General features: G+C 59.2%; 23 protein-coding genes. 8 read left to right on the top strand and 15 right to left on the bottom strand.

The features are described from left to right. Positions 1–65 precede the first annotated feature (65 nt). The 5 genes from AC13Q5_RS08545 to AC13Q5_RS08525 are packed head-to-tail and all read right to left on the bottom strand — an operon-like array spanning position 66 to position 5,511. Positions 66–1,052 carry an ABC transporter ATP-binding protein gene (locus tag AC13Q5_RS08545; protein WP_174180407.1) on the bottom strand — a complete coding sequence of 329 codons (987 nt, stop codon included), beginning with the start codon at positions 1,050–1,052 and terminating at the stop codon, positions 66–68. Then, a complete protein-coding gene (locus AC13Q5_RS08540) occupies positions 1,045–2,040 on the bottom strand; it encodes an ABC transporter ATP-binding protein (protein WP_488501422.1) in 996 nt (331 codons plus the stop codon). The genes AC13Q5_RS08545 and AC13Q5_RS08540 overlap by 8 nt, the downstream gene beginning before the upstream one ends. Before the next feature lies 1 nt (position 2,041). Next, positions 2,042–2,959 (bottom strand): ABC transporter permease subunit, encoded by a 918-nt coding sequence (locus AC13Q5_RS08535; RefSeq protein WP_075851149.1) that lies wholly within the window; start codon positions 2,957–2,959, stop codon positions 2,042–2,044. Beyond that, positions 2,956–3,879, bottom strand: coding sequence for an ABC transporter permease subunit (locus AC13Q5_RS08530; protein ID WP_075851148.1), 924 nt, complete (start codon positions 3,877–3,879; stop codon positions 2,956–2,958). Before AC13Q5_RS08530 ends, AC13Q5_RS08535 begins: the two co-directional genes overlap by 4 nt. 51 nt (positions 3,880–3,930) lie before the next feature. Next, positions 3,931–5,511: a peptide ABC transporter substrate-binding protein gene (locus AC13Q5_RS08525; RefSeq protein ID WP_075851147.1), complete on the bottom strand. Its 1,581-nt coding sequence runs from the start codon at positions 5,509–5,511 to the stop codon at positions 3,931–3,933. 291 nt (positions 5,512–5,802) lie between these two features. On the opposite strand from AC13Q5_RS08525, the gene bglA reads away from it, so the two are divergent. Continuing rightward, positions 5,803–7,449 carry a beta-galactosidase BglA gene (bglA, locus tag AC13Q5_RS08520; RefSeq protein WP_488501421.1) on the top strand — a complete coding sequence of 549 codons (1,647 nt, stop codon included), beginning with the start codon at positions 5,803–5,805 and terminating at the stop codon, positions 7,447–7,449. Here the strand turns inward: bglA and ade are convergent, their stop codons facing one another. The 8 genes from ade to AC13Q5_RS08480 form a co-directional block, all read right to left on the bottom strand. After that, complete coding sequence (gene ade, locus AC13Q5_RS08515; RefSeq protein ID WP_488501420.1) at positions 7,450–9,147, bottom strand: adenine deaminase; 1,698 nt, start codon at positions 9,145–9,147, stop codon at positions 7,450–7,452. A 164-nt stretch (positions 9,148–9,311) separates the two neighbouring features. Continuing rightward, positions 9,312–9,716 carry an endonuclease domain-containing protein gene (locus AC13Q5_RS08510; RefSeq protein ID WP_075851145.1) on the bottom strand — a complete coding sequence of 135 codons (405 nt, stop codon included), beginning with the start codon at positions 9,714–9,716 and terminating at the stop codon, positions 9,312–9,314. 121 nt (positions 9,717–9,837) lie between these two features. Beyond that, complete coding sequence (gene aptA / locus AC13Q5_RS08505; protein WP_075851144.1) at positions 9,838–11,166, bottom strand: omega-aminotransferase AptA; 1,329 nt, start codon at positions 11,164–11,166, stop codon at positions 9,838–9,840. A 355-nt stretch (positions 11,167–11,521) separates the two neighbouring features. Further along, entirely contained in the window at positions 11,522–11,839 is a 318-nt protein-coding gene (locus AC13Q5_RS08500; protein WP_015340680.1) for an ArsR/SmtB family transcription factor, read from the bottom strand. 367 nt (positions 11,840–12,206) lie between these two features. After that, positions 12,207–12,698: a HugZ family pyridoxamine 5'-phosphate oxidase gene (locus tag AC13Q5_RS08495; RefSeq protein ID WP_075851143.1), complete on the bottom strand. Its 492-nt coding sequence runs from the start codon at positions 12,696–12,698 to the stop codon at positions 12,207–12,209. A 36-nt stretch (positions 12,699–12,734) separates the two neighbouring features. Further along, complete coding sequence (gene choV, locus AC13Q5_RS08490; RefSeq protein ID WP_488501419.1) at positions 12,735–13,784, bottom strand: choline ABC transporter ATP-binding protein; 1,050 nt, start codon at positions 13,782–13,784, stop codon at positions 12,735–12,737. Then, positions 13,781–14,626 carry a choline ABC transporter permease subunit gene (choW, locus tag AC13Q5_RS08485; protein WP_075851871.1) on the bottom strand — a complete coding sequence of 282 codons (846 nt, stop codon included), beginning with the start codon at positions 14,624–14,626 and terminating at the stop codon, positions 13,781–13,783. The genes choV and choW overlap by 4 nt, the downstream gene beginning before the upstream one ends. A gap of 185 nt (positions 14,627–14,811) precedes the next feature. Next, positions 14,812–15,759, bottom strand: a complete 948-nt coding sequence (locus AC13Q5_RS08480; protein WP_425298667.1) for a choline ABC transporter substrate-binding protein — start codon at positions 15,757–15,759, stop codon at positions 14,812–14,814. A gap of 242 nt (positions 15,760–16,001) precedes the next feature. On the opposite strand from AC13Q5_RS08480, the gene AC13Q5_RS08475 reads away from it, so the two are divergent. From AC13Q5_RS08475 to AC13Q5_RS08460, 4 genes are all read left to right on the top strand, one after another. After that, the gene (locus tag AC13Q5_RS08475) at positions 16,002–16,583 is read left to right on the top strand and encodes a thymidine kinase (protein WP_457881732.1); all 582 of its coding nucleotides are present in this window, start codon (positions 16,002–16,004) and stop codon (positions 16,581–16,583) included. Between the two features lie 85 nt (positions 16,584–16,668). Next, positions 16,669–17,055, top strand: a complete 387-nt coding sequence (locus tag AC13Q5_RS08470) for a c-type cytochrome (protein WP_488501418.1) — start codon at positions 16,669–16,671, stop codon at positions 17,053–17,055. A 69-nt stretch (positions 17,056–17,124) separates the two neighbouring features. Continuing rightward, entirely contained in the window at positions 17,125–18,147 is a 1,023-nt protein-coding gene (locus AC13Q5_RS08465) for a hypothetical protein (protein WP_488501417.1), read from the top strand. Between the two features lie 198 nt (positions 18,148–18,345). Further along, positions 18,346–19,485 carry a DUF2333 family protein gene (locus AC13Q5_RS08460; protein WP_457881726.1) on the top strand — a complete coding sequence of 380 codons (1,140 nt, stop codon included), beginning with the start codon at positions 18,346–18,348 and terminating at the stop codon, positions 19,483–19,485. Positions 19,486–19,585: 100 nt separating this feature from the next. On the opposite strand, the gene AC13Q5_RS08455 is transcribed toward AC13Q5_RS08460, so the two are convergent. Further along, positions 19,586–20,317 carry a helix-turn-helix transcriptional regulator gene (locus tag AC13Q5_RS08455; protein ID WP_075851137.1) on the bottom strand — a complete coding sequence of 244 codons (732 nt, stop codon included), beginning with the start codon at positions 20,315–20,317 and terminating at the stop codon, positions 19,586–19,588. Between the two features lie 566 nt (positions 20,318–20,883). Here AC13Q5_RS08455 and AC13Q5_RS08450 point away from each other — a divergent pair. Further along, positions 20,884–21,849: a COG3904 family protein gene (locus AC13Q5_RS08450; RefSeq protein WP_488501416.1), complete on the top strand. Its 966-nt coding sequence runs from the start codon at positions 20,884–20,886 to the stop codon at positions 21,847–21,849. A gap of 14 nt (positions 21,850–21,863) precedes the next feature. Here AC13Q5_RS08450 and AC13Q5_RS08445 read toward each other — a convergent pair whose 3' ends face one another. After that, the gene (locus AC13Q5_RS08445) at positions 21,864–22,379 is read right to left on the bottom strand and encodes a TIGR00645 family protein (RefSeq protein ID WP_075851135.1); all 516 of its coding nucleotides are present in this window, start codon (positions 22,377–22,379) and stop codon (positions 21,864–21,866) included. A 168-nt stretch (positions 22,380–22,547) separates the two neighbouring features. Between AC13Q5_RS08445 and AC13Q5_RS08440 the strand changes: the two genes are divergently transcribed. Together AC13Q5_RS08440 and AC13Q5_RS08435 are read left to right on the top strand one after the other, a co-directional pair. Further along, entirely contained in the window at positions 22,548–24,230 is a 1,683-nt protein-coding gene (locus AC13Q5_RS08440; RefSeq protein ID WP_488501415.1) for a formate--tetrahydrofolate ligase, read from the top strand. A 176-nt stretch (positions 24,231–24,406) separates the two neighbouring features. Further along, positions 24,407–25,252, top strand: a complete 846-nt coding sequence (locus AC13Q5_RS08435) for a protein-L-isoaspartate O-methyltransferase family protein (RefSeq protein WP_488501414.1) — start codon at positions 24,407–24,409, stop codon at positions 25,250–25,252. Positions 25,253–25,261: the final 9 nt, after the last annotated feature.

The following is a 25,261-nucleotide window of genomic DNA, read 5'->3' as shown; positions in this document are numbered from 1 at the left end:
CGCGCAAGCGGCAGCTGGGGCAAGGTGGACGGCGGCAGCCGCCGTCCACTTTTCCTGGAACTGCTCTATGGCCGATCCATGTGATAGCAGGCCGCCGTCTGACCCGGACGCACCTGCTCGGTCGGGGGCATTTTCGTGCGGCAGACATCGGTCGCCTTCCAGCAGCGGGGCGAGAAGACGCAGCCCGGCGGCGGGTTGAGCGGCGAGGGCGGATCGCCCTGCAGGCGGATGCGCTCGCGGCCGCGTGCAAGCTTCGGATCGGGGATCGGCGCAGCGGAGAACAGCGCCTGCGTATAGGGATGCGCCGGATGGTCGAAGACCGTCGCGGCTTCGCCGGCTTCCACCACCTTGCCGAGATAGAGCACCAGCACGTCGTCCGAGATCAGGCGTACGACGGAAAGGTCGTGGCTGATGAAGATCAGGGTCAGACCGAACTCCTTGCGCAGGCGGCGCAGAAGCGTGATGACCTGGCCCTGGATCGAGACGTCGAGGGCCGAGACCGGCTCATCGCAGATGATGAGCTTCGGCCGGGTGATGACGGCACGGGCGATGCCGATGCGCTGTGCCTGGCCGCCCGAGAACTCGTGTGGGTAACGGTTGATCATCTCGGGGACGAGACCGACGGCCGCCATGATCTCGCGAACGCGATCCTGACGCTGCGCGCGGCTTAGTTTCGGTTCGAAGACGGTCAGTGGCTCGGCGATGATGTCACCGACGGTCATGCGCGGATCGAGCGAGGCGATCGGATCCTGGAAAATGATCTGCATGTCGCGGCGGGCGGCGCGCATCTCTTCCTCGGTGAGATCGAGCAGGTTGCCGCCCTGCCACATGATACGACCCTTCTGCGCCTTGATGAGCCGCAGGATCGAGCGGCCGAGCGTGGACTTGCCGCAGCCGGACTCGCCGACGATACCGAGTGTGCGTCCGGTCTTCAGCTCGAAGCTGACATCGTTGACAGCCGTCAGGATCATCGGCGGCTTGAAGAGGGATTTCGATGGTAGCTCGAATTCGGTCGTCAGATGCTCGACCTTCAGAAGCGTTTGCTCAGCCATGGACGAGGCTCCGTTCCTGATTAGCCGAAAGGGGATGGAAGCAGGCCGTGCAGCGTCGCGACGCAAGTTGAGCGAGCGGCGGCGCCGCATCCAGACAGTCGTCCTGCACATGGGCGCAGCGCGGCGAGAAAGCACAGCCGCGCGGCAGGTGCATCAGGTTCGGTGGCCGTCCGGGGATGACGGTGAGATCGTCGACATCCTGGTCGGGGCGCGGAATCGCCGAATGGAGCGCCGCCGTATAGGGATGGGCCGGGCTTTCGAACAGTTCCTCCACCGGCGCTTCCTCGACGATGCGGCCGGCATACATGACGGCAACGCGATCGGCGAGGCCGGCGACGACGCCGAGGTCATGGGTAATCATGATAAGCGCCGTGTGCATTTCCGCCGTCAACTCGTTGAAAAGATCGAGGATTTGCGCCTGGATCGTCACGTCGAGCGCTGTTGTCGGTTCGTCGGCGATGAGCAGCTTCGGTTTGGTCAGCAGCGCCATGGCGATGACGATGCGCTGGCGCATGCCGCCGGAAAGCTCGTGCGGATAGAGATTGAAGCGGCGTGTGGGGTCGGGAATGCCGACCCGCTTCAGCATATCGAGCGCCGCTGCCGAGGCGGCGCGCGCAGTCAGGCCACCATGAACCTCGAGCTGTTCCGTCAGCTGCCGCGAAATGCGCAGTGACGGATTAAGGGCGGTCATCGGGTCCTGGAAGACCATGGCCATGTCCTTGCCGCGGACATGGTCGAGTTCACGCGGTTTCAAGGTCAAGAGGTCCTTGCCGTCGAGCAGTGCCTGGCCGCTGGTGCGGCCGTTTTTGGCGAGCAGGCCCATCAGGCCAAGGAAGGTCTGGCTCTTGCCGGAGCCGGATTCGCCGACGACGGCGACACGCTCGCCGCGGCCGATCTTGAGGTTCATCTTCGAGACCGCCGCCACTTCGCCTTCTGGCGTGCGGAAGGTGATCGAATAGTCTTTGAGTTCGAGAAGTGTGTCTGTCATGTCAGCGATCCTTTGGATCGAATGCGTCGCGCAGACCGTCGCCGATGAAGAGCAGGCTCATCAGCAGCGCAACCAGGAAGCCGGCCGGGAAGAACAGCAGCCAGGGCGTCGTTTCCATGCCGGCAGAGCCTTCGGCAATCAGCGTACCGAGAGACGTCAGCGGTTCCTGAACGCCGAAGCCGAGATAGGAGAGGAAGCTCTCCGTCGCGATGATTTCCGGGATGGTCAGCGTCGCATAGATGACGACCGGGCCGACGAGGTTCGGCACGATGTGCTTGAGGATGATCTTGAACGACCGCTGCCCTGAGGCGCGAGCGGCCTCGATGAATTCGCGCTGCTTGATCGACAGGGTCTGGCCGCGCACGATGCGGGCCATGGTCAGCCATTCCAGCGCACCGATCGCCGCAAACAGCAGGTAGACGTTACGGCCGAAGATCACCATCAGCAGGATGACGAAAAGCACGTAGGGCAGGGCGTACATGATGTCGACGAAGCGCATCATGATCGCATCGACGCGGCCGCCGAAATAGCCAGCGACTGCGCCGTAGAGCACGCCGATGACGACCGAAACGAGGGTTGCCACCAGGGCGACGGTCAGCGAAACGCGCGTGCCGTAGAGCGTGCGCGCCAGCAGGTCACGGCCGTTGCCGTCTGTGCCGAAATAGTGGCCGGCGGCGAAGTCCGGAGCGCCGCGGAACGAATTCCAGTCCGGATCTTCATAGTTGAAAGGCAGGAAATACGGGCCGAATATGGCGACCAGAACCAGCACTGCCAGCACGATCAGCGACAGAGCCGCAGCCTTGTTGCGCAGCAGGCGACGCATGGCGTCGCCGGTGAGGGAACGCCCCTTGGGTGCGAGCCCCTCTGCCGAAAGCAATTCCGCTTCCAGCAATTCTCTCTTGGCGGAATTGAGGATCATCGCATTCTCACTTTCGGATCGAGCCAGGCATAGGCGATGTCGACCAGCAGGTTGAGGACCACGATCAGGACCATGTAGAAAATGACCGTACCGAGGACCATGCCGTAGTCGCGGTTCAGTGCCGCGCCGACGAAGTAGCGGCCGACGCCGGGCAGGCCGAAGATACTCTCGACAACCAGCGAACCGGTGAGGAGGTAGCTTGCCGCGGGTCCGAGATAGGACACGACGGGCATCATGGCCGGCTTCAATGCGTGGCGCATGATCGTCAGCCGCGGGCCGATGCCCTTGGCCTTGGCGGTGCGGATGAAGTTCTGGCTCATCACCTCGATCATCGAACCGCGCATCAGGCGTGAGATGCGGGCCGCATGCGGCAGCGTCAGGACGATGATGGGCAGGATCAGGAACCTGATCGAACCGTCGCCCCAGCCGCCGACGGGCAGCCAACCGAGCGTATTGCCGAAGACGAGCTGCAGGATCGGAGCGATGAGGAAGCTCGGCATGACCAGGCCGATGAGGAGGCCGCCGCCCAGCCAGTAGTCGGCCGCGCGGTTCTGATAGAGCGCCCCAAGACAGCCTATGAAGACGCCGACGACAGTCGCGAGCACGAAGGCGACGCCGCCGATAGTCAGCGTATAGGGGAAGCCGGACATGATCTGCTGGGTGACGGTGAAGTCCTGATTGGCGAAGGAGGGGCCAAGGTCGCCCTTCATGACGTCGCCGACATAGATCAGGTATTGCTCAACCAGGGGCTTATCGAGGTTGTAATGAGCCGCGAGGTTGGCTTTGACTTCCGGCGGCAATGGCCTTTCGCCATCGAAGGGGCCGCCGGGAGCGAGGCGCAGAATGAAAAAGCACACTGTCACGGCAATCCACAAGACGGGAATTGTCGACAGCAAACGACGGAGAGCGTAGCCAAACATGGTCTTAGACGGCTCCCTCCCGGTTGTGTCCGGGAGGGAGCCTGTTCCCAATTATTCTTTGATCGACAGCCAGCGCGTGCGGTGGATGTCCTGAATGTTGTCGACGAAGCCCTGGACCTTCGGGGCGACGATGTTCTGGGAAACGTAGTAGTAGATCGGGATTGCGGCGCTATCGTCGAGGGCCAGCTGTTCGGCCTTCTTGTAGATTTCGGCGCGCTTCTTCAGATCTATCTCTTCATTGCCTTGCTTGATGAGGGCATCGTAATCCTTGTTGCTCCAGCGGCCGTAGTTCATCTCGACGCCGGTCGACAGAAGGTTCAGGAAGTTGATCGGGTCGTTGTAGTCAGCGAGCCAGCCGGCACGGCCGATCTGCACTTCACCGCGCTGCATTTCATCGTAATGCACCTTGGTTTCGGTGTTGTAGAGCTCGATATCGACGCCGAGCGGCTTCCACATGGCGGCGATCGCAACGGCGATGCGCTTGTGGTTGTCGTTGGTATTGTAGCGCAGCTGCGCCTTCAGCGGATGGTCAGGGCCGAAGCCGGCTTCCTTCAGAAGCTTCTTGGCCTCTTCAACCTTCTGCTTGTAGGGCTCGTCCTTCCAGCTGACATAGGCGGGGTCGCCATAATTGGCGGTGCCCGGCGGCACCCATGAGTAGGATGGCAGTTCACCGGTGCCGAGGATCTTCGGGCCAATAACTTCGCGGTTGACGGCCATGGAAAGCGCCTGGCGGACACGCTTGTCGCTGAAGGGCGGCTTGGTGGAGTTCAAGACGTAGTAGTAGGTGCCAAGGAACGGAACCACATGCGCCTGGCCGGGAAGATTCTTCTGAATCCACTCGAACTGGTCTGCGGGGAACGACGTCAGGATATCGAACTCGCCGGCACGGTAGCGCTTCAGCGCGGCTGCCTGGTCTTCCAGCGTGTAATAGTTGACGTTGTCGATCTTCACATCCTTGGCGTCGTAATACTGGTCACTCTTGACCATGCTGACGTGCGAACCAGGCACCCATTCGGTGGGCTTGTACGGACCGTTGGTGACGATATTGCCGATCTTGACCCATTGGTCGCCCTTGGCTTCAACCACATGCTTCGGCAGCGGATAGGCCGTGTAGTGCATCAAGGCGTTGAGGAAGTAGGGAGTGGGGTTCTCAAGCGTGATTTCCAGCGTCTTGTCGTCGATCGCCTTGACGCCGAGCTGGGTCGGATCCTTGATTTCGCCCTTGTTGATCTTTTCCGCGTTCAGGATCGTGTACTGGAGATAGGCGTATTGGGCGGCGGTCTTCGGGTCCATCAGGCGCTGGAAAGCAAAGACGAAGTCCTGTGCCGTCACCGGCTGGCCGTCGGACCACTTGATGCCGTCACGCAGCTTGAAGGTATAGACCTTCTGATCGGGCGAAATGGTCCAGCTTGCAGCCTGGCCGGGGATTGGATTGTCCTTGGGATCTTCGGTCACCAGTCCTTCGAAGATATCGCCGTCGATGCGGTTTTCCCAGTCGCCGGAAATTTTTTGCGGATCGAGCGAAGTCGGGTCGCCGCCGTTGTGGATATTGAGGGTCGCGGCATGCGCTGACACGCTCAATATCGTGCTGACGAACGCCGCAGCGATAAATTTCCTGGTCAAATGAGCCATATGTTTTCCCACCTTTCTGGAGTTATTGTCCTTGTTTTACAAGGGTGTTTTTGATCCGCAGGTGACCCGTACGTGCAGGTCAATGCGCGAAGTTATCGAAAGCGACGTCGCTTTCAAGTCAAAAAAAGTCGGACATGTTTAGCGTGTGAACTTTCATAGTGATAATTCTCTAAAATTGATACTGCGAATTTATCCGCCCGCTGGTTGAACTTCCTGGATGGCCGATTGCAGCTTGCCGCCTGCGCCCGAGTGTGCAAACTGAGGAACCTTGTGCGATATCGAGGCGGTTTGATGAAATCGACGAGTAAAGCGGCGGGAGCCGACTGGTGGCGCGGGGCAGTGATCTATCAGGTCTATCCGCGGTCGTTTCAAGACACGGATGCCAACGGGCTTGGCGATATCAAGGGGATCACCCGACGCCTGCCTCACATTGCCGCACTCGGGGTCGATGCGATCTGGCTGGCGCCGTTCTTCACCTCACCCATGGCCGATATGGGTTATGACGTCGCCGATTACTGCGACGTCGATCCGATCTTCGGCACGCTTGCTGATTTCGACGAGATGATGGCGGCAGCGCATGAGCTGGGGCTCAAGGTCATCATCGATCAGGTGATCTCGCACACGTCGGACCGCCACCCATGGTTCGTGGAGAGCCGCGCAAGTCGCGACAATCCCAAGGCGGACTGGTATGTCTGGGCCGATCCGAAGCCGGATGGCACGGCGCCAAACAACTGGCTGTCGATCTTCGGCGGTCCCGGCTGGGAATGGGACGGCGTGCGCCGGCAATATTACCAGCACAACTTCCTCACCTCGCAGCCGGACCTGAACTTCCATAATCCGGAGGTCCAGGATGCCGTGCTGGCGGCGGTGAAATTCTGGCTCGATCGCGGCGTCGACGGCTTCCGCCTGGATACGGTCAACTACTATTTCTGCGACAAGAAGCTTCGCGACAATCCGCCGGCGCTTGTCGCAACGGGTGGGCTCGATGCGCCCGAAAGTAATCCCTACGGGATGCAGAACCATCTCCACGACAAGACGCAGCCTGAGAATATCGGTTTCCTGAAGCGGTTCCGAGCCTTGCTCGACCAGTACGAGAACCGTACGACCGTCGGCGAAGTGGGCGACGGAGCACGCTCGCTGGAGACGGTCGCGGCCTATACCAGCGGCGGCGACAAGCTGCATATGTGCTATACGTTCGACCTTTTGGGACCGGATTTCACGCCAGCGCATTTTCGCCGCTGCGTCAGCGATTTCCAGGACAATGTCGTCGACGGCTGGGTCTGCTGGGCCTTTTCCAACCACGACGTCCAACGCCATGTCAGCCGTTTTGCCAAGACGGAAGAAGAGCAGCCGCGTGTCGCGAAGCTTGCCATCTCGCTGCTATCGACGCTGCGCGGCTCGATCTGTCTCTATCAGGGGGAAGAGCTTGGCCTGCCCGAGGCGGAGCTTGCCTTCGAGGATCTGCGCGATCCCTATGGCATTCGCTTCTGGCCGGCCTTCAAGGGGCGTGACGGATGCCGCACGCCGATGCCCTGGGAGGCGAGCCGCGCCCATGCCGGCTTTACGACCGCCGACAAGTCATGGCTGCCGGTTCCCTACCAGCATGCGGCGCTCGCCGTCGACAAGCAGGAAGCGGACGAGGATTCGGTGCTGCATCACTACCAGCGGACGTTGGCCTTCCGTGCCGAGCATGCGGCCTTGCGCGATGGCGACATGACCTTCCTTGACACGGAGGAAGACGTTCTCGCCTTCACGCGCTCCAAGGGAGGGGAGACGCTGCTGTTCGTCTTCAATCTTTCCCGCAAGCCGGTGAAGGTCGCACTTCCCAAGGATATCAAGCTTGCCAAGACGATCGCCATGCCAGGGTTTGGCACGGCGGATGCCGGAGCGACAGTGGCGCTTGCCGCACTGGATGTCTATTGTGGCAAGCTTGCCTGATCAGCCGATCAGCATGAACTTGTCGACATCGACAAGGCCCCGGTCCGATATCTTCAGATGCGGGATGACGGGCAGGGGCAGGAAGGCGAGCTGCAGGAAAGGTTCCTCCAGCGTTGCGCCGAGCGCATAGGCCGCCTGGCGCAGGTGATGCAGCGTATCGCGCACGCTCTCATAGGGTTTGAGGCTCATCAGGCCTGCGACCGGCAGGGCAATTTCGCCTGTCACGACGCCATCCTCGACAACGACGAAACCGCCGTTGATATCGCTCAGGCGATTGGCGGCAAGCGCCATGTCATCCTCGTTGACGCCAACGACGCAGATATTGTGGCTGTCATGACCGACGGTCGAGGCGATGGCGCCTTTCTTCAATCCAAACCCCTGGACGAAACCGTTTGCATGGTTGCCGTTCTTGCCGTGCCGCTCGACGACGGCGACCTTGATGATGTCGTTGCCGAGATCGATATCGGTCTGGTTGCCCTTGGTCGGCAGGCGATAGCGGCGATGTTCGGTGATGATCTTGCCGGGTGTCACGCCGATGACGGAGCTTTCGCCTTCGGTGACCGGCACGCCGAAATCGGCGGCATTGATCGGGCGGGCCTTGACGCTATCAAGGCCGACCGGAGCAATGGCATTGCGGGTCGCGAAGAGTTCGGCCGTCACCTGTCTGCCAGCGGAGAAGACGATCTCGGCCTTGCAGTTCTCAAGGCTGTCGATGACGACGAGATCGGCACGCCAGCCGGGCGCCACGAGGCCGCGATCGCGCAGGCCGAAGGCGCGGGCAGCCGAGATGGAGGCGGCGCGATAGATCGCCAGCGGTTCAACGCCATGGGCGATCGCCGTGCGGATCATGTAATCGAGATGGCCCTGTTCGGCGATGTCGAGCGGATTGCGGTCGTCGGTGCAGAGTGCCAGATGCGGCGACAGGCGCTCGGTGATGATCGGCATCAGCGCATGCAGATCCTTGGAAACGGAGCCCTCGCGCACCAGCACGTGCATGCCTTTGCGGATCTTCTCCAGCGCCTCTTCTGCCGTGGTCGATTCATGCTCCGTGCGAATGCCGGCCGAGAGATAGCCGTTAAGGTCGTTGCCGCGCAGCAGCGGCGCATGGCCGTCGATATGGCCGCCCTGGAAGGCTTCAAGCTTCGCCATGCAGACGGGATCCTTGTAGACCACGCCGGGGAAATTCATGAATTCGGCAAGGCCGATCACCTGCGGATGATTGCGGAAGGGCAGGAGAGCTTCGATCGGCAGATCGGCGCCCGAGGTTTCCAGATGCGTCGCCGGCACGCAGGAGGAAAGCTGGACGCGGATATCCATGATGGTTTCCAGCGAACAGTCCAGGAAGTAGCGGATGCCTTCGGTGCCGAGGACATTGGCGATCTCATGTGGATCGCAGATGACGGTGGTGACGCCATAGGGCAGGACGCAGCGATCGAATTCGAGCGGAGTCACCAGCGAGGATTCGATATGAAGATGGGTATCGATGAAGCCCGGCACGACGATGCGACCGGAAATGTCGATCTCTTCACGGCCCCTATAGTCTCCGCATGTGCCGACGATACGATCGCCGCAAATGGCGATATCCGAGGCGACCAGCTCGCCCGTCACCAGATCGAAGAAGCGGCCGTTTTTCAAAACGATATCCGCGGGTTCCCGGCCGACGCCTTGGTCGATATAGCGTTCGAGTTTGGTGGTCATGATGCTTTCCTGCATTCGGTGTGATTCCGTATTGCCTCTCACCCTAACCCTCTCCTCGTTCTACGAGGAGAGGGGATCTGCCCGAATGTGTTGATAGAGCTGTGTTTCGAGCATTCGATAGAACCCCCTCTCCCCGCTTGCGGGGAGAGGGCCGGGGTGAGGGGCTATTTCAGAGGCACGGTCGGAAGAAACTTGAAGTCACGAGCCGCTACGGCTTCTGTCAATCTGCCTTCGCAGATGGCCACGATGGTTTCGAGAACGGATGGCATGGCTCTAAGCACATCAACATTCCAGAAGCGCGCGACAGACCAGCCCTCTGTAGTCATGAATTCATCGCGAATGGCGTCGCGCTTACTATTTGCATGTTGGCTACCATCAATCTCGATGACCAAGGTTCGCTCACGGCAGGCAAAATCGGCAAAATAGGGACCGATCGGAAACTGCCGAACGAATTTGAAACCATTCAGTCGTCGGCTACGAAGTTCCGTCCAAAGTTTTGCTTCGGCATCATTATCCGCTTGCCGAAGGCTGCGTGCGCGATTTGTTGTTTTAGGTTCTGGGCCGCGCATCTCATGGTCCGTTGGGAAAAGCCCCTCACCCTAACCCTCTCCCCGCAGGCGGGGAGAGGGGACGCCCTCGAATTCACCGATACACTTTGCCTTATTAAGGCGAGGTGCTGCGATATGAGCCTCAGATATTATTCTGCAAGATCTCGCGAAGCTTGCCGAACAGCTCGTCGATATGGTGCTTTTCGATGATCAGCGGCGGCGAAAGGGCGATGATGTCGCCGGTGGTGCGGATCAGCAGGCCTTTCTCGTAGGCTTTCAGGAAGGCGGTGAAGGCGCGCTTGGTGGGTTCGCCGGCGATCGGGTCGAGCTCGATGGCGCCAATCAGGCCGGTGTTTCTGATGTCGATGACGTTCGGGCAGTCTTTCAGGGAGTGCAGAGCGTCGGCCCAGTAGTCGGAAAGCTCGGCTGCGCGGGTGAGCAGGCCTTCTTCCTTGTAGGTGTCGAGCGTCGCAAGCGCCGCAGCTGACGCGATCGGATTGCCGGAATAGGTATAGCCGTGGAAGAACTCGATCATGTGCTCGGGTCCCTGCATGAAGGCGTCATGGATTTCCGAGGTGACGAAAACCGCACCCATCGGGATGACGCCGTTGGTCAGGCCCTTGGCCGTGGTGATCATGTCCGGCTTGACGTCGTAATACTGGGCAGCAAAGGGGGTTCCGAGGCGGCCGAAGCCGGTGATGACTTCATCGAAGATCAACAGGATGCCGTGCTTGGTGCAGATTTCACGCAGCTTCTGCAGGTAGCCCTTCGGCGGGATGAGGACGCCGGTGGAGCCGGCAACCGGCTCGACGATGACGGCAGCGATGGTCGAGGCGTCATGCAGCGTGACGATACGCTCCAGCTCGCTGGCGATATCGCCGCCATGCTCGGGCTCGCCGCGCGTGAAGGCATTCTTGCCGGGAAGATGCGTATGCGGCATGTGATCGACGCCCGTCAGCAGCGTGCCGAACATCTTGCGGTTCGTGACGATGCCGCCGACGGAAATGCCGCCGAAGTTGACGCCGTGATAGCCGCGCTCGCGGCCGATGAGACGGAAGCGCGAGCCGTTACCCTTTACGCGATGGTAGGCAAGCGCAATCTTCAGAGCCGTCTCAACCGATTCCGAGCCGGAATTCGTGTAAAGAACGTGGTCGAGCCCCTCAGGGGCAATATCCACCAGGCGGTTCGCCAGCTCGAAAGCCTTCGGGTGGCCGAGCTGAAAGGCGGGAGCATAGTCGAGCTCACCTGCCTGCTGGCCGATCGCTTCGGTAATCTTCGGGCGGCAGTGCCCGGCGTTGACGCACCACAGGCCCGCAGTTCCGTCCAGTACCTGCCGGCCGTCATGGGTGGTGTAGTACATATCCTTGGCGCTGACGAAGAGGCGCGGTTCCTTCTTGAATTGGCGGTTGGCCGTAAACGGCATCCAGAAGGCGCGCAAATCGTTAGGGGTGGCATTCAAACGGTCCGACATGCTGTTCTCCAATGGCCATTCGGGGGCTCATTTCCCGACCGCGGCGGCGCGCCGCGCGATTATATTTACTGCTTGGTCAAATTATCAGCCGACCTATTGGCGTCAAGGCAAAGATGGGGTCGGAGAAGGGAGGCAAGCGGTCCGGCAGGGATTGGATTGTTGCGTATTCACGCACTGGGCGAGGACGTGTCGGCAGGCGGGCCATGGGCTCGTCTGGACATGAAAAAACTGGCAAATCCGAAGATTTGCCAGTTAAAGCAGTAAAACACCTGGTAATGAAAGCAAGTCGATCTTTCAGGGTCTAAAGTGTCCCCCACGGATCGTCTGTCGACAGGCCTTGAGCTATTTAAGGCTCTTAAGCAGCCGATCTACTTTTTTCCGGCTCGCAATAAATGTCTTCCAGCGTTTCGAGAACACGGATCACGGATTCCGATGTGCTGGAGTAGTAAATCGTTTGAGCGTCACGACGCGTCTTGACCAGCTTCTGAGCGCGAAGCTTCGAAAGATGCTGCGAAAGCGCTGATTGGCTCAGTCCGACCTGATTGGCAAGAACGCCAACAGGAACTTCACCCTTAACAAGACTGCAAAGGATCAAAAGACGCTTCGGGTTCGCCATTGCTGATAATAATGCTGCCGCAACATTAGAGTGTTCGGCCAAATCTCTTGTCTTCATCTGTTAATCTTCCCAATGCGGAGCGTACATCAGAAACTGTGCTATTTCCAACCCGGCCCTAACCGATATCTAACAATACCAAGAGGGGTCGAAGATTGTATATACCTAAATTTAAGGTATCGAGTATGCTGTTTTAGGTATGTACGTATGACGCATCGGCGATAACGTGAAGGTCCCCAACGTCCCATCCGGGGGCTTAATTAGACCAAAATAGGTCGATTCTTATCGTTTCGGAGCCGCAAATATGCCAATTTTGGTCACAGCGGATTTGCAACCTGCCTATATTGGCCGTTTCTACGTCAGGCTGTCGACCTACTAATTCTCGCACTATTGTATGATTTTATTGCAGCCGGATTTTGGTTTCGGTTTAAAGCATCCTCAGGTCTTCTGAGGACAAGATATAAGCCCTTCCGAAGCCTCCGTTCAGGCTGGCATCGAGCGGAACGAGGCGGAAGAAGCAGAAATCCGGGAAGTCGATATAGAGCTTGGATTTCGGGTGACGATCCAGAAAGAGCGTTCGAATGCGATCGTGAGCTTGACTTTGCCGATCGATGCGCTCCGCGCTGCAGCGCAAGGTCAGTCGCGGATGAGCGAGAGGGTCGCCCTTGCCCGGATCGCCAAAGAGCGTCGAAGCACGGCTGTCCTTCATCAAAGCCTTGGTATGTGAGGAGAGACCGGAGACCAGAATGACCGGAGCGCCGTCGGCATCCATGGCGACCAGGACGCGGCTGACGGAGGGAAAGCCGGTTTCGGGGTCTATGACGGCCAAAGCCGCATGTGCGGCTTTGTTCATGAGGTTGCGCGCCTGAATGCGCGCATCCCCATCCGTTTCCCTGATCACCGATGGTTTATCGTTCATTCGCTGCTCCATGAATTGCGGAGCAGTTGCGAACGACTACTCCCTTCGCCGATGGCTGGTCAGGCCCGATACCACGTCTTGCGCCGAGATCGTTCCGATAATCGTGCCATTGTCAACAACGCCGATATTACCCGGCTGGCGTGTCAGAGCGTCAAGAATATCGACAAGCGGTGTCGCGGCGGTTGCCGTGGCGGTGACGGAACCGGCATTGGCCGAATGTCCGACACCTTGCTGCATGACGTCCCGTGCCGTCAGCATGCTGATCGGGTTCATGTGCTGTACGAAGTCGGCCACATATTGGTCTGCCGGATTCTTGACGATCTCCTGTGGCGTTCCGCACTGGATGATGTGGCCGCTTTCCATGATGGCGATGCGGTTGCCGATGCGGAAAGCCTCGTCCAGATCGTGGCTGACGAAGAGGATCGTCCGCTTCAGGCGACGCTGGAACTCCAGAAGCTCGTCCTGCAGGCGGGTGCGGATCAGCGGGTCGAGGGCGGAGAACGGCTCGTCCATGAGCAGGATCGGCGCTCCGGTCGCAAAAGCGCGCGCAAGGCCGACGCGCTGCTGCATGCCGCCCGAAAGCTCGTTGACCTTGCGATTGGCCCATTGCGTGAGGTTGACGAGCTGAAGCTGCTCGTCGACCCGCTTCTTACGCTCGGCGTCCGGCATGCCGGCAAGCTCAAGCCCGAAGCCGACATTGTCGGCAACCGTGCGCCAGGGCAGAAGCGCGAACTGCTGGAAGACCATCGAGACGGTATGCATGCGCAGATCGCGCAGCGCCTTGGGGCTGCAGGAATAGGGGCTGACGGGACCGTTGTTGGTGTTGACGACCACATTGCCGCGTACGACGGGCGCAAGGCCGTTGACGGCGCGCAGCAGCGTTGATTTGCCGGAGCCGGACAGGCCCATGAGCACCAGGATTTCGCCTTCCTCGATTTGTAGCGAGGCATTTGCGACGCCGAGCACCATGCCCGTCGATTTGCCAATATCGTCGCGCGACTTGCCTTCGTCTACGAGTTTCAGTGCGGCATCGGGACGATCGCCAAAAATGATGCTGACGTTTTTGAAATCGACGGCGACGGTCATGAGCGGTCTCCTTCGCCGGGCGCGCGGAACATACGGTCGAGAATGATCGCCAGAATGACGATACAGGCGCCGGAATCGAAGCTCTTGGCGACGTTGACGCTATTCAGTGCGCGCAGAACAGGCACACCGAGACCGGGAGCGCCGACGAGAGCGGCGATCGAGACCATCGAGAGCGACAGCATGATCGTCTGCGTCAAGCCGGCCATGATCTGTGGCGTCGCAAAGGGAAGCTCGACCTTGCGCAGAACCTGGCGTGGCGTCGCGCCGAAGGATTCGGCCGCTTCCACCAGTGAAGGGGGAGTAGAGATGATGCCGAGGCGCGTCATGCGGATTGGTGCGGGAAGGGCAAAGACGACGGTGGCGACCAGGCCCGGGACCATGCCAAGGCCGAGCAGGATCATCGCCGGCACGAGATAAACGAAGGTCGGGATGGTTTGCATCAGATCGAGGATCGGCCGCATGATGGCATAAAGCCAAGGGCGTCGGGCTGCCGCGATGCCGAGAGGGACGCCCACCAGCATGCACACGAAGGTAGAGGCCAACACCAGCGCCAGCGTCTCGGTCGTTTCTTTCCAGTAGCCCTGGTTGATGGTGATCAGCAGGCCGATCAAGGTGAGGACGGTGATCGTCACGCTCCGGCGCATCCAGTAGGCGATTGCCGTGAAGACAACGACGACGATCAGCGGATGCGGTGCCTGCAAGAGGAACAGCAGTCCGTTGATTCCGTGCGCGACAACGAAGGAAAGGCCGTCGAAGAACCATGTGACATTGCTCGTCAGCCAGTCGACGACGGCTTTGGCCCATGGCCCGATGGGGATGCGGTAATCGGTTAACCAGTTCACGTCTTTGCCCACGATTGGGGGCGGCGTTTCCGATTGTTACATATGCTGCCGGAGGTGCCGCCGAAGAATAACGGTCTGTCACGCCACACGGATCATTGTCCGGGTCGATGGCGGGACGCGAAAGCAAGCAGTCCGTTCAAGGAAGAGAAAGGGGCGGTTTGGCCGCCCCTCCATCCGTCCTCGTGTTACAGGCCGAGCTTGGCCTTGACCGCCGCCAGGCCGTCACCGCCATCCTTGGTAGCGACACCGGCGAGCCACGGCGTGATTGCTGCCGGGTTGGCCTTCAGCCATTCCGTCGCTGCGACTTCCGGATCCTTGCCGTCATTCAGGATCTTGCCCATGATTTCGTTTTCCATCGGCAGCGAGAAGACGAGATTCTTGACGAAGGCGCCGACGTTCGGGCATTCCTGCAGATAGCCGGCCCGGACGTTGGTGTAGACGGTCGCACCACCGAAGTTCGGTCCGAACACGTCGTCGCCGCCGGTGAGATAGGTCATCTTGTAGGTGTTGTTCATCGGGTGCGGAGCCCAGCCGAGGAAGACGATCGGCTTGCCTTCCTTGTCGGCGCGGGCGACCTGCGCGAGCATGCCTTGTTCGGAGGATTCGACCACCTCGAAGCCCTTGAGGCCAAAGGTATTCTTGTCGACCATGTCGATCACTAGACGATTGCCATCATTGCCCGGCTCGATGCCGTAGATCTTGCCGTCGAGATCGTCCTTATGGGTGGCGATATCCTTGAAGTCCTTGATGCCGAGATCTGCGCCCTTTTGGTTGGTCGCCAGCGTATACTTGGCGCCTTCCAGATTGGCGCGGACGGTCTCGACCGATTTGTCCGCAGCGAAAGGTTTGATGTTTTCGGCCATGGAGGGCATCCAGTTGCCGAGGAAGACATCGATGTCCTTGTTCTTCAGCGACTGATAGGTCACCGGCACGGCGAGTACCTTGACATCTGTGTCGTAGCCAAGCGCCTTCAGGAGAATGGAGGCGGTTGCGGTGGTCGAGGTGATATCGGTCCAGCCAACATCGGCAAAATGTATCGTGCTACAGCTTGCCGGTTCTGCTGCGGAGGCCGTGGTGGCGCCCAATGTCAGTGCGGAGAGAGTTGAGGCGAAAGCGAATGCAGTAAGGGTCATTTTTATCATTGCGTGACTCCCAGTCTAACGTTCCCAAGCAACCATCAATAACTGACATTTTCAAGCGACCACAGTGTATTTGCGGCGGTTTGAGGGGGCTGAATGCGACGCCCGTCTTTTTCTGTCCGCCGATGGCCAAGGCTTTTGCCCTTGGGCGAGGTACGCCGGAATCCTGTGGTTTTCGCTGAGACGATCTTTCCTTATCGCCGCGCAGCACCCATGAAGCATTCAAGGAGAATGTCATGGCCAAGCTCTACTTCCATTATTCGACGATGAATGCCGGCAAATCGACGATGCTGTTGCAGGCTGCCTATAATTATCAGGAGCGCGGCATGCGCACCGCAGCCTTCATCGCGGCGCTGGACGATCGCGCCGGGCGTGGCACGATCGCCTCGCGCATCGGCCTGACGATGGATGCCTTGCCCTTCGAAACCAGCGATGATCTCTATGCGATGGTCGATGAAATGCATGCGAGCGAGCCGCTTGCCTGCGTCTTCGTTGACGAGGCGCAATTTCTGACACGCGAGCAGGTCTGGCAGCTTGCCCATGTCGTTGATCGCCTCGGCCTTCCGGTCATGACCTACGGGCTGCGCACGGATTTCCATGGGCGCTTGTTTCCGGGGTCGCAGGAGCTGCTGACCATCGCCGACGAATTGCGTGAGGTGCGCACCATTTGCCATTGCGGGCGCAAGGCGACGATGGTCGTGCGCCTGGATGCCGCTGGCAAGGTTGTTCACGAAGGGGCACAAATCGAGATCGGCGGCAGCGACAAATATGTCTCGCTTTGCCGTCGCCATTGGGAAGAGGCGATCACCTGCGAGTGAAGCGCGGCCCGCGGGCTTTCGATAGCGCTGCTGGCTCTTTTCAGCATATGGTCATCTCTCGAGATCGAGCTGACCGGGTGGGATGATGAAATTGCTATGTCTGATGTCGATGGCCGTCTTGCTTGCCTCGACCTCTTCCGTGCTTGCGGATGGCGATGCGATTGCAGGTGCCGTCGTTTTCAAGAAATGCGGTGCCTGTCACACGGCGACCGGGCCAGACAATCGCGTCGGCCCCTCGTTGATGGGGGTTGTCGGACGACCCGTCGCAAGCAAGCCGGATTATGCCTATTCGCCGGCGATGAAGGCATTCGGGGCGGATGGCAAGGTCTGGGATGAAGCGCTGCTGCGGAAATATCTGCCGGCGCCGCAATTCCTCGTCAAAGGCACCCGGATGTCGTTCCCAGGTCTGAAAAGTGACAGGGACCTCGACAATCTTATCGCCTATTTGAAGAATCCTGCCGCCGCCCAATAGTTTTCGAGCATTTCCTTCGCCTCAGGAAGCGGCTAGTCTCGCGTCCAAGGTAGGGGAGGGAATGCTTTCATGGTCAGGCCTCATTCCTTCGATGGCATGCTCGATAAGGCGCGAACGACGCTTGATGACGCCATGAACGACGCGAATTCGGCCGTGGCGACGCTCGCTGGCCATGCCAGGGGCGGCGAGCGCATCGAAGTCGTCAATTTTTCCGTCGAAGAAGCCTCTGTCCGCGAAGCGGTCGAACTCCTCGACCGCTGGAAATCAGTCGCCCTGTCGCTGGTCAAGGAGCTGGATCGCGCGACCGAGGAGGCGGATCTGCAGCATCGGCGATTGTTCAATGAGAAGGTCGGTCTTGAAAATGCCAGCCTGCTCAGCCGGACACTGGCGCGGGGACCCATGAAACCAGAGGCTATCATCGCCGATCTCGATGCGGTCCTGGCTGCATCAGCCGAACTCGATCTTCTTTTCAAGCAGGCAAAGCCCGTATTCTCCCGATGCTTTCATGACTGCGAACTTCAACTCGAAGGCGTGATCGAACGTCGGCGGAAACTCGATTTCGATATAGAGGAAATGCAGCGCCGGGCCGATGGCCTGGCGGAAAGGCTCATGTATCAGCGGCGCAACCGCCCATCCTCGCGTCATGCCGATCTGCAGTCCGAACTCGAGGCTGATTATCGTGCTCTGCTGGCGGAGCAGGATGATATTCGGCGGCAAGAACAGGAGCTTCAATCCCGCCGGACGGTGCGACAGCGCCTCATAGACATTTATGAAGGCCTGGCGGTTGCTCTGAATGGGCAGATCGCCGCCATTGGCGCCATGGCCGCCAAGCTGACCATCGATATCGAGCAGCGGATCGCCTTGCTCAAGGCGTTGGCGATAGAAGCGGAGCCAGCATCGACCACGGTTTCGCGAACGGCAGCCGTTGAGAGCCTGATCCAGGCGTTCGAGGCAAATGTGCTGGCGGGGCATGATCTCGCCGCGCGCAAGGCTCATGTCGATGCCGTCTTCAAAAGACGACTGGAGCCGCATCTGTTACCGGTGGCCACGGACTTGCGCGGGGTGACGGAAGAGGCGCAACCTGAGGGTTGATTGCCGCCCGGCACTGAAAATTCCATGCGGACGGTTGTTGTTTTTCCCAAGAACACATATTTGCTGGAACGTGAATGGCGATAAGGACTTAATGATCCGAGGACCGCGGCGATTTTCGCGACGTCCATTGCGCATGTTTGGTGTGGTGCGTCCTTAGCGTGTCGGCGGGATGCGCGGTACGGTTTAGGAGGCGTGTCCATGCTTGACTCGATCACGGCGTTCTTCAAGCGGATCTGGGCCGCAATCGTGCGATGGCTGGGATTGGTTTTCGTTGGGCTTAGCTGGCCATTTCTTGCCGCGCATGGCTGGTATCGGCAGCGCAACTGGCTGATCAAGCTGCCGGTCGCCGCCTTCGTGACGCTGATGGCGCTGCTTTATATCTATTTCGTTTGGCAAACGCAGGTCTGGACCGGGTTCAATCCGGCCTATCCGGACGTCTACAAATTCTCCGAGCGCAAATATTCCGCCGGGCAGGAGTTGCCTGCAACCGATGGCCAGCAGGCGGCCGCGACAGCGCCCAAGACCTGCCAAACCTCGGCTGTCGTCGATGTTGCCACTGACCTGATCGACTTCAACGTCAACCAAAATGCCTGGATCTCGTCGATGCTGCTCTACAAGCTCGGCTTCTTCGGCATATCTTGGGATGACACGCCTTTCCTTGACAACAAGGCTTCGTTTCAGCGCGGCATCAACTCCGTGGTTCGCCGCACCTCGGCGGAGCTGGTGGATACGCTCGGCCGTGTGCGTGGGACCTCCGGGATAAACGGCGACTTGCAGAAGGCGCGGGGCAACCTGCAGTTCGACGAGTCGAGCTGGTATTTCGGCCTGCATCCCTTCGGACCGAAGACGCCGAGCCCGAGCTATTATCGTGCCGCAATGACCAATCTGCGCAGTTTCAATAGCGACCTTGGTAACTGCAAGGCGATTTTCGACGGGCGCGCCGACAATCTTCTGCAGTTCGTCGACCATATTGCCAACGATCTCGGCAGCACGGCAGACATATTGGCGAAGCGTGCCGGGGATCACAGCTATGGCTGGCTGGACATGCGGGCCGACGATCGTTTCTGGTTCGCCTATGGTCAGCTCTACGCGAGCTACGGCATTCTGACCGCAGCTCGCTCGGATTTCCAGCAGGTGATCGCCGAGCGCAATGTCGGCACGCTTTGGGCTGACGTCACGACGCAATTGCAGACGGCCTTGCGCATTCAGCCCTTCATCATTTCCAATGGGCCGGAAGACAGCTCCTTCATGCCGAGCCATCTCGCGACCATGGGCTTTCATATTCTGCGGGTACGTTCGAGCCTTGTGGAAATCCGCACGGTTCTGGGCGGTCGCTAAACAAGGGTAGATCGTCTGCCCATCCCGGCGCGAGAGGCACGCATCGACGCTGAGCCCGGTCTTTGGGCTCAGTCTGGAGATCGCTTGAATGAGGGCTCGCTTAGCTGATCAGCTTCAGGCGGATGGCTTTTGCGACGAGCTGCGTGCGGTTGACGCAATCGAGCTTCTTGATCGCGTTCATCATATAGGCATTGACCGTGTGGTCGGAGAGGGTGAGGATCTGACCGATCTCCACCGAAGTCTTCCCTTGAGCGGTCCAGCGAACCACTTCCAGCTCACGTGCCGAAAGCGAGTGTGGCGCGGCACTATCGTTTCGCTTGAGGCAATTATAAGCATCGAGCGCCTGCAGCATGATCAGAGTGAGCTCGTTGATCTCACTCTGGCCGAGACTGTTGCGATTGCCCATGAACCAGAAGACGAGGCGTTGACCATCCGGAGCATTGACCGGAATGATGACGCTCATCGGGCAATTGTAGTTGATCAGGAGCGCGCGTAGTTCGCGTGGCAGATCGGCGTCGGGTTCGACATCTTTTTCCAGCAGATGCCAGGAGCGCGGCATCACCGAATCGCGTGTGCGCAATAGCATTGGACAGCGGCGAACGAGCTGGTGGCGATCGAATTCGCGTACGAACTGGGCTGGCACTGTCCCTTCGATGAGCAACGGCGTCATCATCGTGTCGTCGGGAACCGGGGCGTTCATGAGAGCCATATGGCTGAAGCCAAAAGCTGACCCCGTTCGTTCCAGGGCCAGTGCAAAGGCCGCTTGTGTCCGAGCAGCAGCCAACTCGGCAGAAAGCAGCAATTGTCTCTCGGCAGTAATGATATAGGACATATGAGTTGAAGCGCCCACAGCGTGTTATCGTTATCAAATACCGGATTTATGAGTGAATGCTAGACGCAAAAATACCACAGGACCAGAAATAATTTCATTTTCATATATTTTAATATTCGGACATGTAAAATTACACAAATCTTCGCCCAAAATGGTCATTAATCGTAAAAATAGCGTTTCCACTGGCCTAATTTCGACGGAATCATATATTTTGCGTCGCTCTCGGCAGTTAAGGAGCAGCCTGGCGGAGGTGCATTTGCGAGATCAAAATGAGGTCTGAATATGCATTTTGGACCGGGTGGTCCGGGGCGTCGGAGGGGCAGGACTTGATCCAAAACTGTCTCACGCCTAGCGTTAGGATTAACGGTTTATAACGAACATCAGTTCGGTTCCATCGCATGTTCCTGAGATCCGACGGCGGCCATTTTCTTGTCGCCAGTTTTTGGATGCGTGCAAGCAGTCAGGAGTTTCATCAAATGATGCGTTGCCGCGTCGGCGCGCCTTGCGAAGGCCCAAAGCGGTTGCTATCGGTCTTGCCAAAGTAATCGCTTGCAGGCGTATGGCTCATGAATTCTCGCTTCTTCCCGCAGCTTGCGGCGCGCTGCTGTCAAACGCTGTTGTGGTTCGTCACCAGCGTTTCGCTTCTGCTTGTTTCGCCTGCGCTTGCCGAGGCGGCTGGCGTCGCCGGTGGTACGCCGATGCGGTTTTTGCTCGTTCACGGCGAGATGGGTCAGTGCCGAGCCGATAACTCCTGTCCGGACTGGATCTCCGCCGAAGGGCAGATCATGGCGGATACGCCGAGGAAGTTGCAGAAAATCCTGAAGCAGGTCGGCAATCGCAAATTGCCGATCGTCGTCAGCTCGCCAGGCGGCGATGTCAAGGCGGCGATGGAGATGGCTCGCATCATTCGCAAGCAGAAGCTTTCGATCGCAATCGGTCGCACCCGCTCGCGGGCATGTCCCTATGCCGAGCCGATCTGCTCGGCAGCCTTTGCCAAGGACGGCTCGATCACAGGTCAGCCGTTTTCCTATGGCGCAATCTGCTTTTCGGCCTGCCCGTTGTTTTTTGCAGGCGGCGTTCAGCGTGTTTCCAGCCCCTTTGCGCTCCTGGGCGTTCATCAGATCACCACGACCTACAGCGAGGTGCGCGTCCAGTACCGCACCGAATATGAGATGGTGGACGGCAAGCGCAAGGTCATCTCCAAGAAGGAGATCGGCCGCAAATTCGTCGGCAAATACGATACGACGAAGCTCGACAAGGCGCAAAGAGCCAGGCTGGTCAGCTTCCTCGACAAGATGGGCATAGACCGGGGACTTGTCGATCTGATGCTTGGAACCGACCCGAACGGCATTCATCTGATTTCGCAGATGGATGCGTTGAGGCTGAAGCTGACGACGGAGCTTGCCGATGCCGATGCCCTGGTCTCGGCTCGCAACTGCAAGGAAAATCAATCGATTTCCGATTGTGTCGCGCCGACCCCGCCGACGACCGATACGCCGATGACCAGCGCATCGGCAATGGCCGGCAAGTAGCTGCCGGTTCGGCCTCAGCTATCCTTGGCTTTGGCTTTTGCCATGATTTTCTCCAGGAAGCCCAGGAGCAGCGCCGAGATGACGAAGGCCAGATGGATGATCGTGAACCACATCAGCTTGGCGTTGTCGTATTGAGTGGCGTTGAGGAAGATCTGCAGCAGGTGGATCGAGGAAATCGCGACGATCGAGGAGGCGACCTTGATCTTGAGGCTGCCTGAATCGAGCTTGCCGATGAAGGAAACCTCGCCTCCATTTTCGGCTTCGTCGAAGCGGCTGACGAAATTCTCGTAGCCCGAAATCATCACCATGACAATCAGGCTTGCCACCAGCGCGGCGTCGATGAGACCGAGAATGGCGAGGATCATGTCAGCTTCGTCATATACAAAAACGTTGATCGCAACCTTGTAGAACTTATAGGCAAACGAAACGGCGTAGACGGCGAGCGAGGCGGCAAGGCCGAGATAGAAGATCACCAGGAGCCAGCGACTGGAGAGGATGATGCGCTCGACCAGCAATTCCAGGGACTTCATATCTTTTTCTTTCCTTCTCTGTTTTCATCGGATGCCGAAAATAGGCATGCTGCCGTCTTGAGACAAGGCGTTACGTTTCGGCAGGGAGAGTGCTTTGCCACTATTCACACCCGATACATATTGGTTTATCCCGACAGGGAAATGACCGTATGTTTGGGGGCGAGACTTATGGCGACGATCGTGGCATCCGATATAGAGATTGCGCGCGCGGCAAAGAAGCTGCCGATTATGGAGATCGGCGCAAAGCTCGGTATTCCTGCGGAAGATCTCGCACCTTACGGCTACGACAAGGCGAAGATTGGTGCCCAGTTCATTGCGGCGCAGGCCGGCAAGAAGGATGGTAAGCTGATCCTCGTCACGGCGATCAATCCGACGCCGGCGGGCGAGGGCAAGACCACCACGACGGTCGGCCTCGGCGACGGCCTGAACCGGATCGGCAAGAAGGCGGTGGTTTGTGTGCGCGAGGCGTCGCTCGGTCCCTGCTTCGGCGTGAAGGGCGGGGCGGCCGGCGGCGGCTACGCGCAAGTCATTCCGATGGAGGACATCAACCTCCACTTCACCGGCGATTTCCATGCGATCACGTCGGCCCATAATCTGCTCGCAGCGCTGATCGACAATCATATCTACTGGGGTAACGAGCAGAATATCGACATCAGGCGCATCAGCTGGCGCCGCGCGATGGACATGAACGACAGGGCGCTACGCGATATTGTGTCGTCGCTCGGCGGTGTTTCGAATGGCTTTCCGCGCGAAGGCGGCTTCGACATCACTGTCGCCTCGGAGGTGATGGCGATCCTCTGTCTGTCGTCCGATCTCACGGATCTGGAAAAGCGGCTCGGTAATATCATCATCGGCTATCGCCGCGACCGCACGCCGGTTTATGCCCGCGATCTGAAGGCTGACGGTGCCATGGCCGTGCTCCTGAAGGATGCGATGCAGCCGAACCTCGTGCAGACACTGGAGAACAATCCGGCGCTGGTGCATGGCGGCCCCTTCGCCAATATCGCCCATGGCTGTAACTCAGTAATCGCGACGCGCACCGCTCTCAAGCTTGCCGATTACGTGGTGACGGAAGCAGGCTTCGGCGCCGATCTCGGTGCGGAGAAGTTCTTTGACATCAAATGCCGCAAGGCAGGACTCTCGCCGGATGCTGCCGTCATCGTCGCGACCGTGCGGGCCTTGAAGATGAATGGTGGCGTCAAGAAGGACGATCTCGGCAAGGAGAATGTCGAGGCTCTGGTCAAGGGTTGCGCCAATCTCGGCCGGCACGTCGCCAATGTCCGCAAGTTCGGCGTGCCTGTCGTGGTCGCCATCAATCATTTCGTTTCGGACACGGAAGCCGAAATCGAGGCGCTGAAGAATTATGTGGCACGCCTTGGCGCCGAGGCGATCCTCTGCCGTCACTGGGCGGAGGGCTCGGCTGGTATCGTCGACCTCGCGCACAAGGTGGTGGAGCTTGCCGAATCCGGCCAGGCAAAGTTCCAGCCGCTCTATCCGGACAATCTGCCGCTGCTGGAGAAGATCGAGATCGTTGCCTCGAAGATCTACCACGCAGGCGAGGTCACGGCCGACAAGTCCGTGCGCGATCAGCTCAGATCCTGGGAGGACCAGGGCTACGGACATCTGCCCGTCTGCATGGCGAAGACGCAATATTCCTTTTCGACCGATCCGAATGTCCGTGGCGCGCCCGAGGGCCACATCGTGCCCATTCGCGAGGTGCGGCTTTCGGCAGGGGCCGGCTTCGTCGTCGTCATTACCGGCGAGATCATGACCATGCCGGGCCTGCCGAAATCGCCGGCAGCCGAGAGGATTTTCCTCAATGATCAGGGATACATCGAGGGACTGTTTTAAGTTCAGAATCTGATTCAACGCACCTCCTTGCGGCCGCTGGCTTTCGCCGACGTAAATGTTGGCGAGTGATTTTCGTTGTCTGCCGGCATTGCGATATTTCGCCCATTGACGCTGTCGAGTTTCGAAACAAATCTGTAGCGGATGACCACCGACGCATGCCGGGATGGAGGCAGATCGTGACGGCAGACAATCGCGCCAGCCTGGACGAAATACGGTCCTTTCACGCCCAGATGATGATGGCGGCCACCAATTCGTCCGATGAGCGGCTGGAGCAGGCATTCCATCTCATTCGGCGCGAGGCCTTCATGGGGCCGGGACCCTGGCATATCCGTGTGAACAGGGGCTATCTGCGGACGCCAAGCGACGATCCCATCTATCTCTACCAGAATGTTCTGGTCGCTCTGGACAAATCCAAGGGCATCAACAACGGCGAGCCCTTTCTCCATGCCGCTTTCCTGGGTGCCGTGGCTGCCAAGCCCGGCGAGACCGTTGTGCACATTGGTACGGGAACGGGATACTACACCGCGATCCTGTCGACGCTTGTCACGCCCGGCGGCCACGTCCATGCCGTCGAGATCGACGAGGCGCTGGCCGAGCGCACGCGTGATAATCTCTCGTCGTTCGAGAATGTTTCTGTCATCTGCGCCGATGCGACGGCGCTGGAGCTGCCGGAGACCGATCTGATCTATGTGAATGCCGGTGCCGTCGCGCCGCCGGTGTCATGGCTTCAGGCATTGCGGGCGGAAGGCCGGATCATTCTGCCCTGGCAGGCAAACGACAAGGTCGGGCTCGCCGTCCTGATCTCGCGCAAGGAGCAGGGTTTCAGCGCCCGTGCCTTGATGCCGGCCTATTTCATTCCCTGCATCGGCGCGTCCGATCGAGCACAATCCACGAGAACGCCAAATGGCGGCGAGGCTCGCTCGATCCAGTCGATCTGGCTGACGCGCGACCGCGAACCGGATGAGACGGCTGTTGCGGTCTATCGCGATCTCTGGTTTTCGAATGCGGCGCTCGGAGCTTGATCGGCGTGC

It is taken from the genome of Martinezella sp. CNPSo 3964, assembly GCF_057784375.1.
The sequence above is the reverse complement of the archived record's forward strand: the minus strand, read 5'-3'. Positions and strand labels throughout refer to the sequence as shown.

What these genes read in the sequence shown, in the direction of transcription:
- AC13Q5_RS08525 (WP_075851147.1), bottom strand. Translation starts at nt 5,511, where the DNA reads ATGGCTCATTTGACCAGGAAATTTATCGCTGCGGCGTTCGTCAGCACG.
- AC13Q5_RS08510 (WP_075851145.1), bottom strand. Translation starts at nt 9,716, where the DNA reads ATGCGCGGCCCAGAACCTAAAACAACAAATCGCGCACGCAGCCTTCGG.
- bglA (WP_488501421.1), top strand. Translation starts at nt 5,803, where the DNA reads ATGAAATCGACGAGTAAAGCGGCGGGAGCCGACTGGTGGCGCGGGGCA.
- ade (WP_488501420.1), bottom strand. Translation starts at nt 9,147, where the DNA reads ATGACCACCAAACTCGAACGCTATATCGACCAAGGCGTCGGCCGGGAA.
- AC13Q5_RS08530 (WP_075851148.1), bottom strand. Translation starts at nt 3,879, where the DNA reads ATGTTTGGCTACGCTCTCCGTCGTTTGCTGTCGACAATTCCCGTCTTG.
- AC13Q5_RS08440 (WP_488501415.1), top strand. Translation starts at nt 22,548, where the DNA reads ATGGCGACGATCGTGGCATCCGATATAGAGATTGCGCGCGCGGCAAAG.
- AC13Q5_RS08535 (WP_075851149.1), bottom strand. Translation starts at nt 2,959, where the DNA reads ATGATCCTCAATTCCGCCAAGAGAGAATTGCTGGAAGCGGAATTGCTT.
- AC13Q5_RS08465 (WP_488501417.1), top strand. Translation starts at nt 17,125, where the DNA reads ATGGTCAGGCCTCATTCCTTCGATGGCATGCTCGATAAGGCGCGAACG.
- AC13Q5_RS08455 (WP_075851137.1), bottom strand. Translation starts at nt 20,317, where the DNA reads ATGTCCTATATCATTACTGCCGAGAGACAATTGCTGCTTTCTGCCGAG.
- AC13Q5_RS08545 (WP_174180407.1), bottom strand. Translation starts at nt 1,052, where the DNA reads ATGGCTGAGCAAACGCTTCTGAAGGTCGAGCATCTGACGACCGAATTC.
- aptA (WP_075851144.1), bottom strand. Translation starts at nt 11,166, where the DNA reads ATGTCGGACCGTTTGAATGCCACCCCTAACGATTTGCGCGCCTTCTGG.
- AC13Q5_RS08480 (WP_425298667.1), bottom strand. Translation starts at nt 15,759, where the DNA reads ATGACCCTTACTGCATTCGCTTTCGCCTCAACTCTCTCCGCACTGACA.
- AC13Q5_RS08495 (WP_075851143.1), bottom strand. Translation starts at nt 12,698, where the DNA reads ATGAACGATAAACCATCGGTGATCAGGGAAACGGATGGGGATGCGCGC.
- AC13Q5_RS08475 (WP_457881732.1), top strand. Translation starts at nt 16,002, where the DNA reads ATGGCCAAGCTCTACTTCCATTATTCGACGATGAATGCCGGCAAATCG.
- AC13Q5_RS08500 (WP_015340680.1), bottom strand. Translation starts at nt 11,839, where the DNA reads ATGAAGACAAGAGATTTGGCCGAACACTCTAATGTTGCGGCAGCATTA.
- AC13Q5_RS08450 (WP_488501416.1), top strand. Translation starts at nt 20,884, where the DNA reads ATGAATTCTCGCTTCTTCCCGCAGCTTGCGGCGCGCTGCTGTCAAACG.
- AC13Q5_RS08445 (WP_075851135.1), bottom strand. Translation starts at nt 22,379, where the DNA reads ATGAAGTCCCTGGAATTGCTGGTCGAGCGCATCATCCTCTCCAGTCGC.
- AC13Q5_RS08470 (WP_488501418.1), top strand. Translation starts at nt 16,669, where the DNA reads ATGAAATTGCTATGTCTGATGTCGATGGCCGTCTTGCTTGCCTCGACC.
- AC13Q5_RS08540 (WP_488501422.1), bottom strand. Translation starts at nt 2,040, where the DNA reads ATGACAGACACACTTCTCGAACTCAAAGACTATTCGATCACCTTCCGC.
- AC13Q5_RS08460 (WP_457881726.1), top strand. Translation starts at nt 18,346, where the DNA reads ATGCTTGACTCGATCACGGCGTTCTTCAAGCGGATCTGGGCCGCAATC.
- choV (WP_488501419.1), bottom strand. Translation starts at nt 13,784, where the DNA reads ATGACCGTCGCCGTCGATTTCAAAAACGTCAGCATCATTTTTGGCGAT.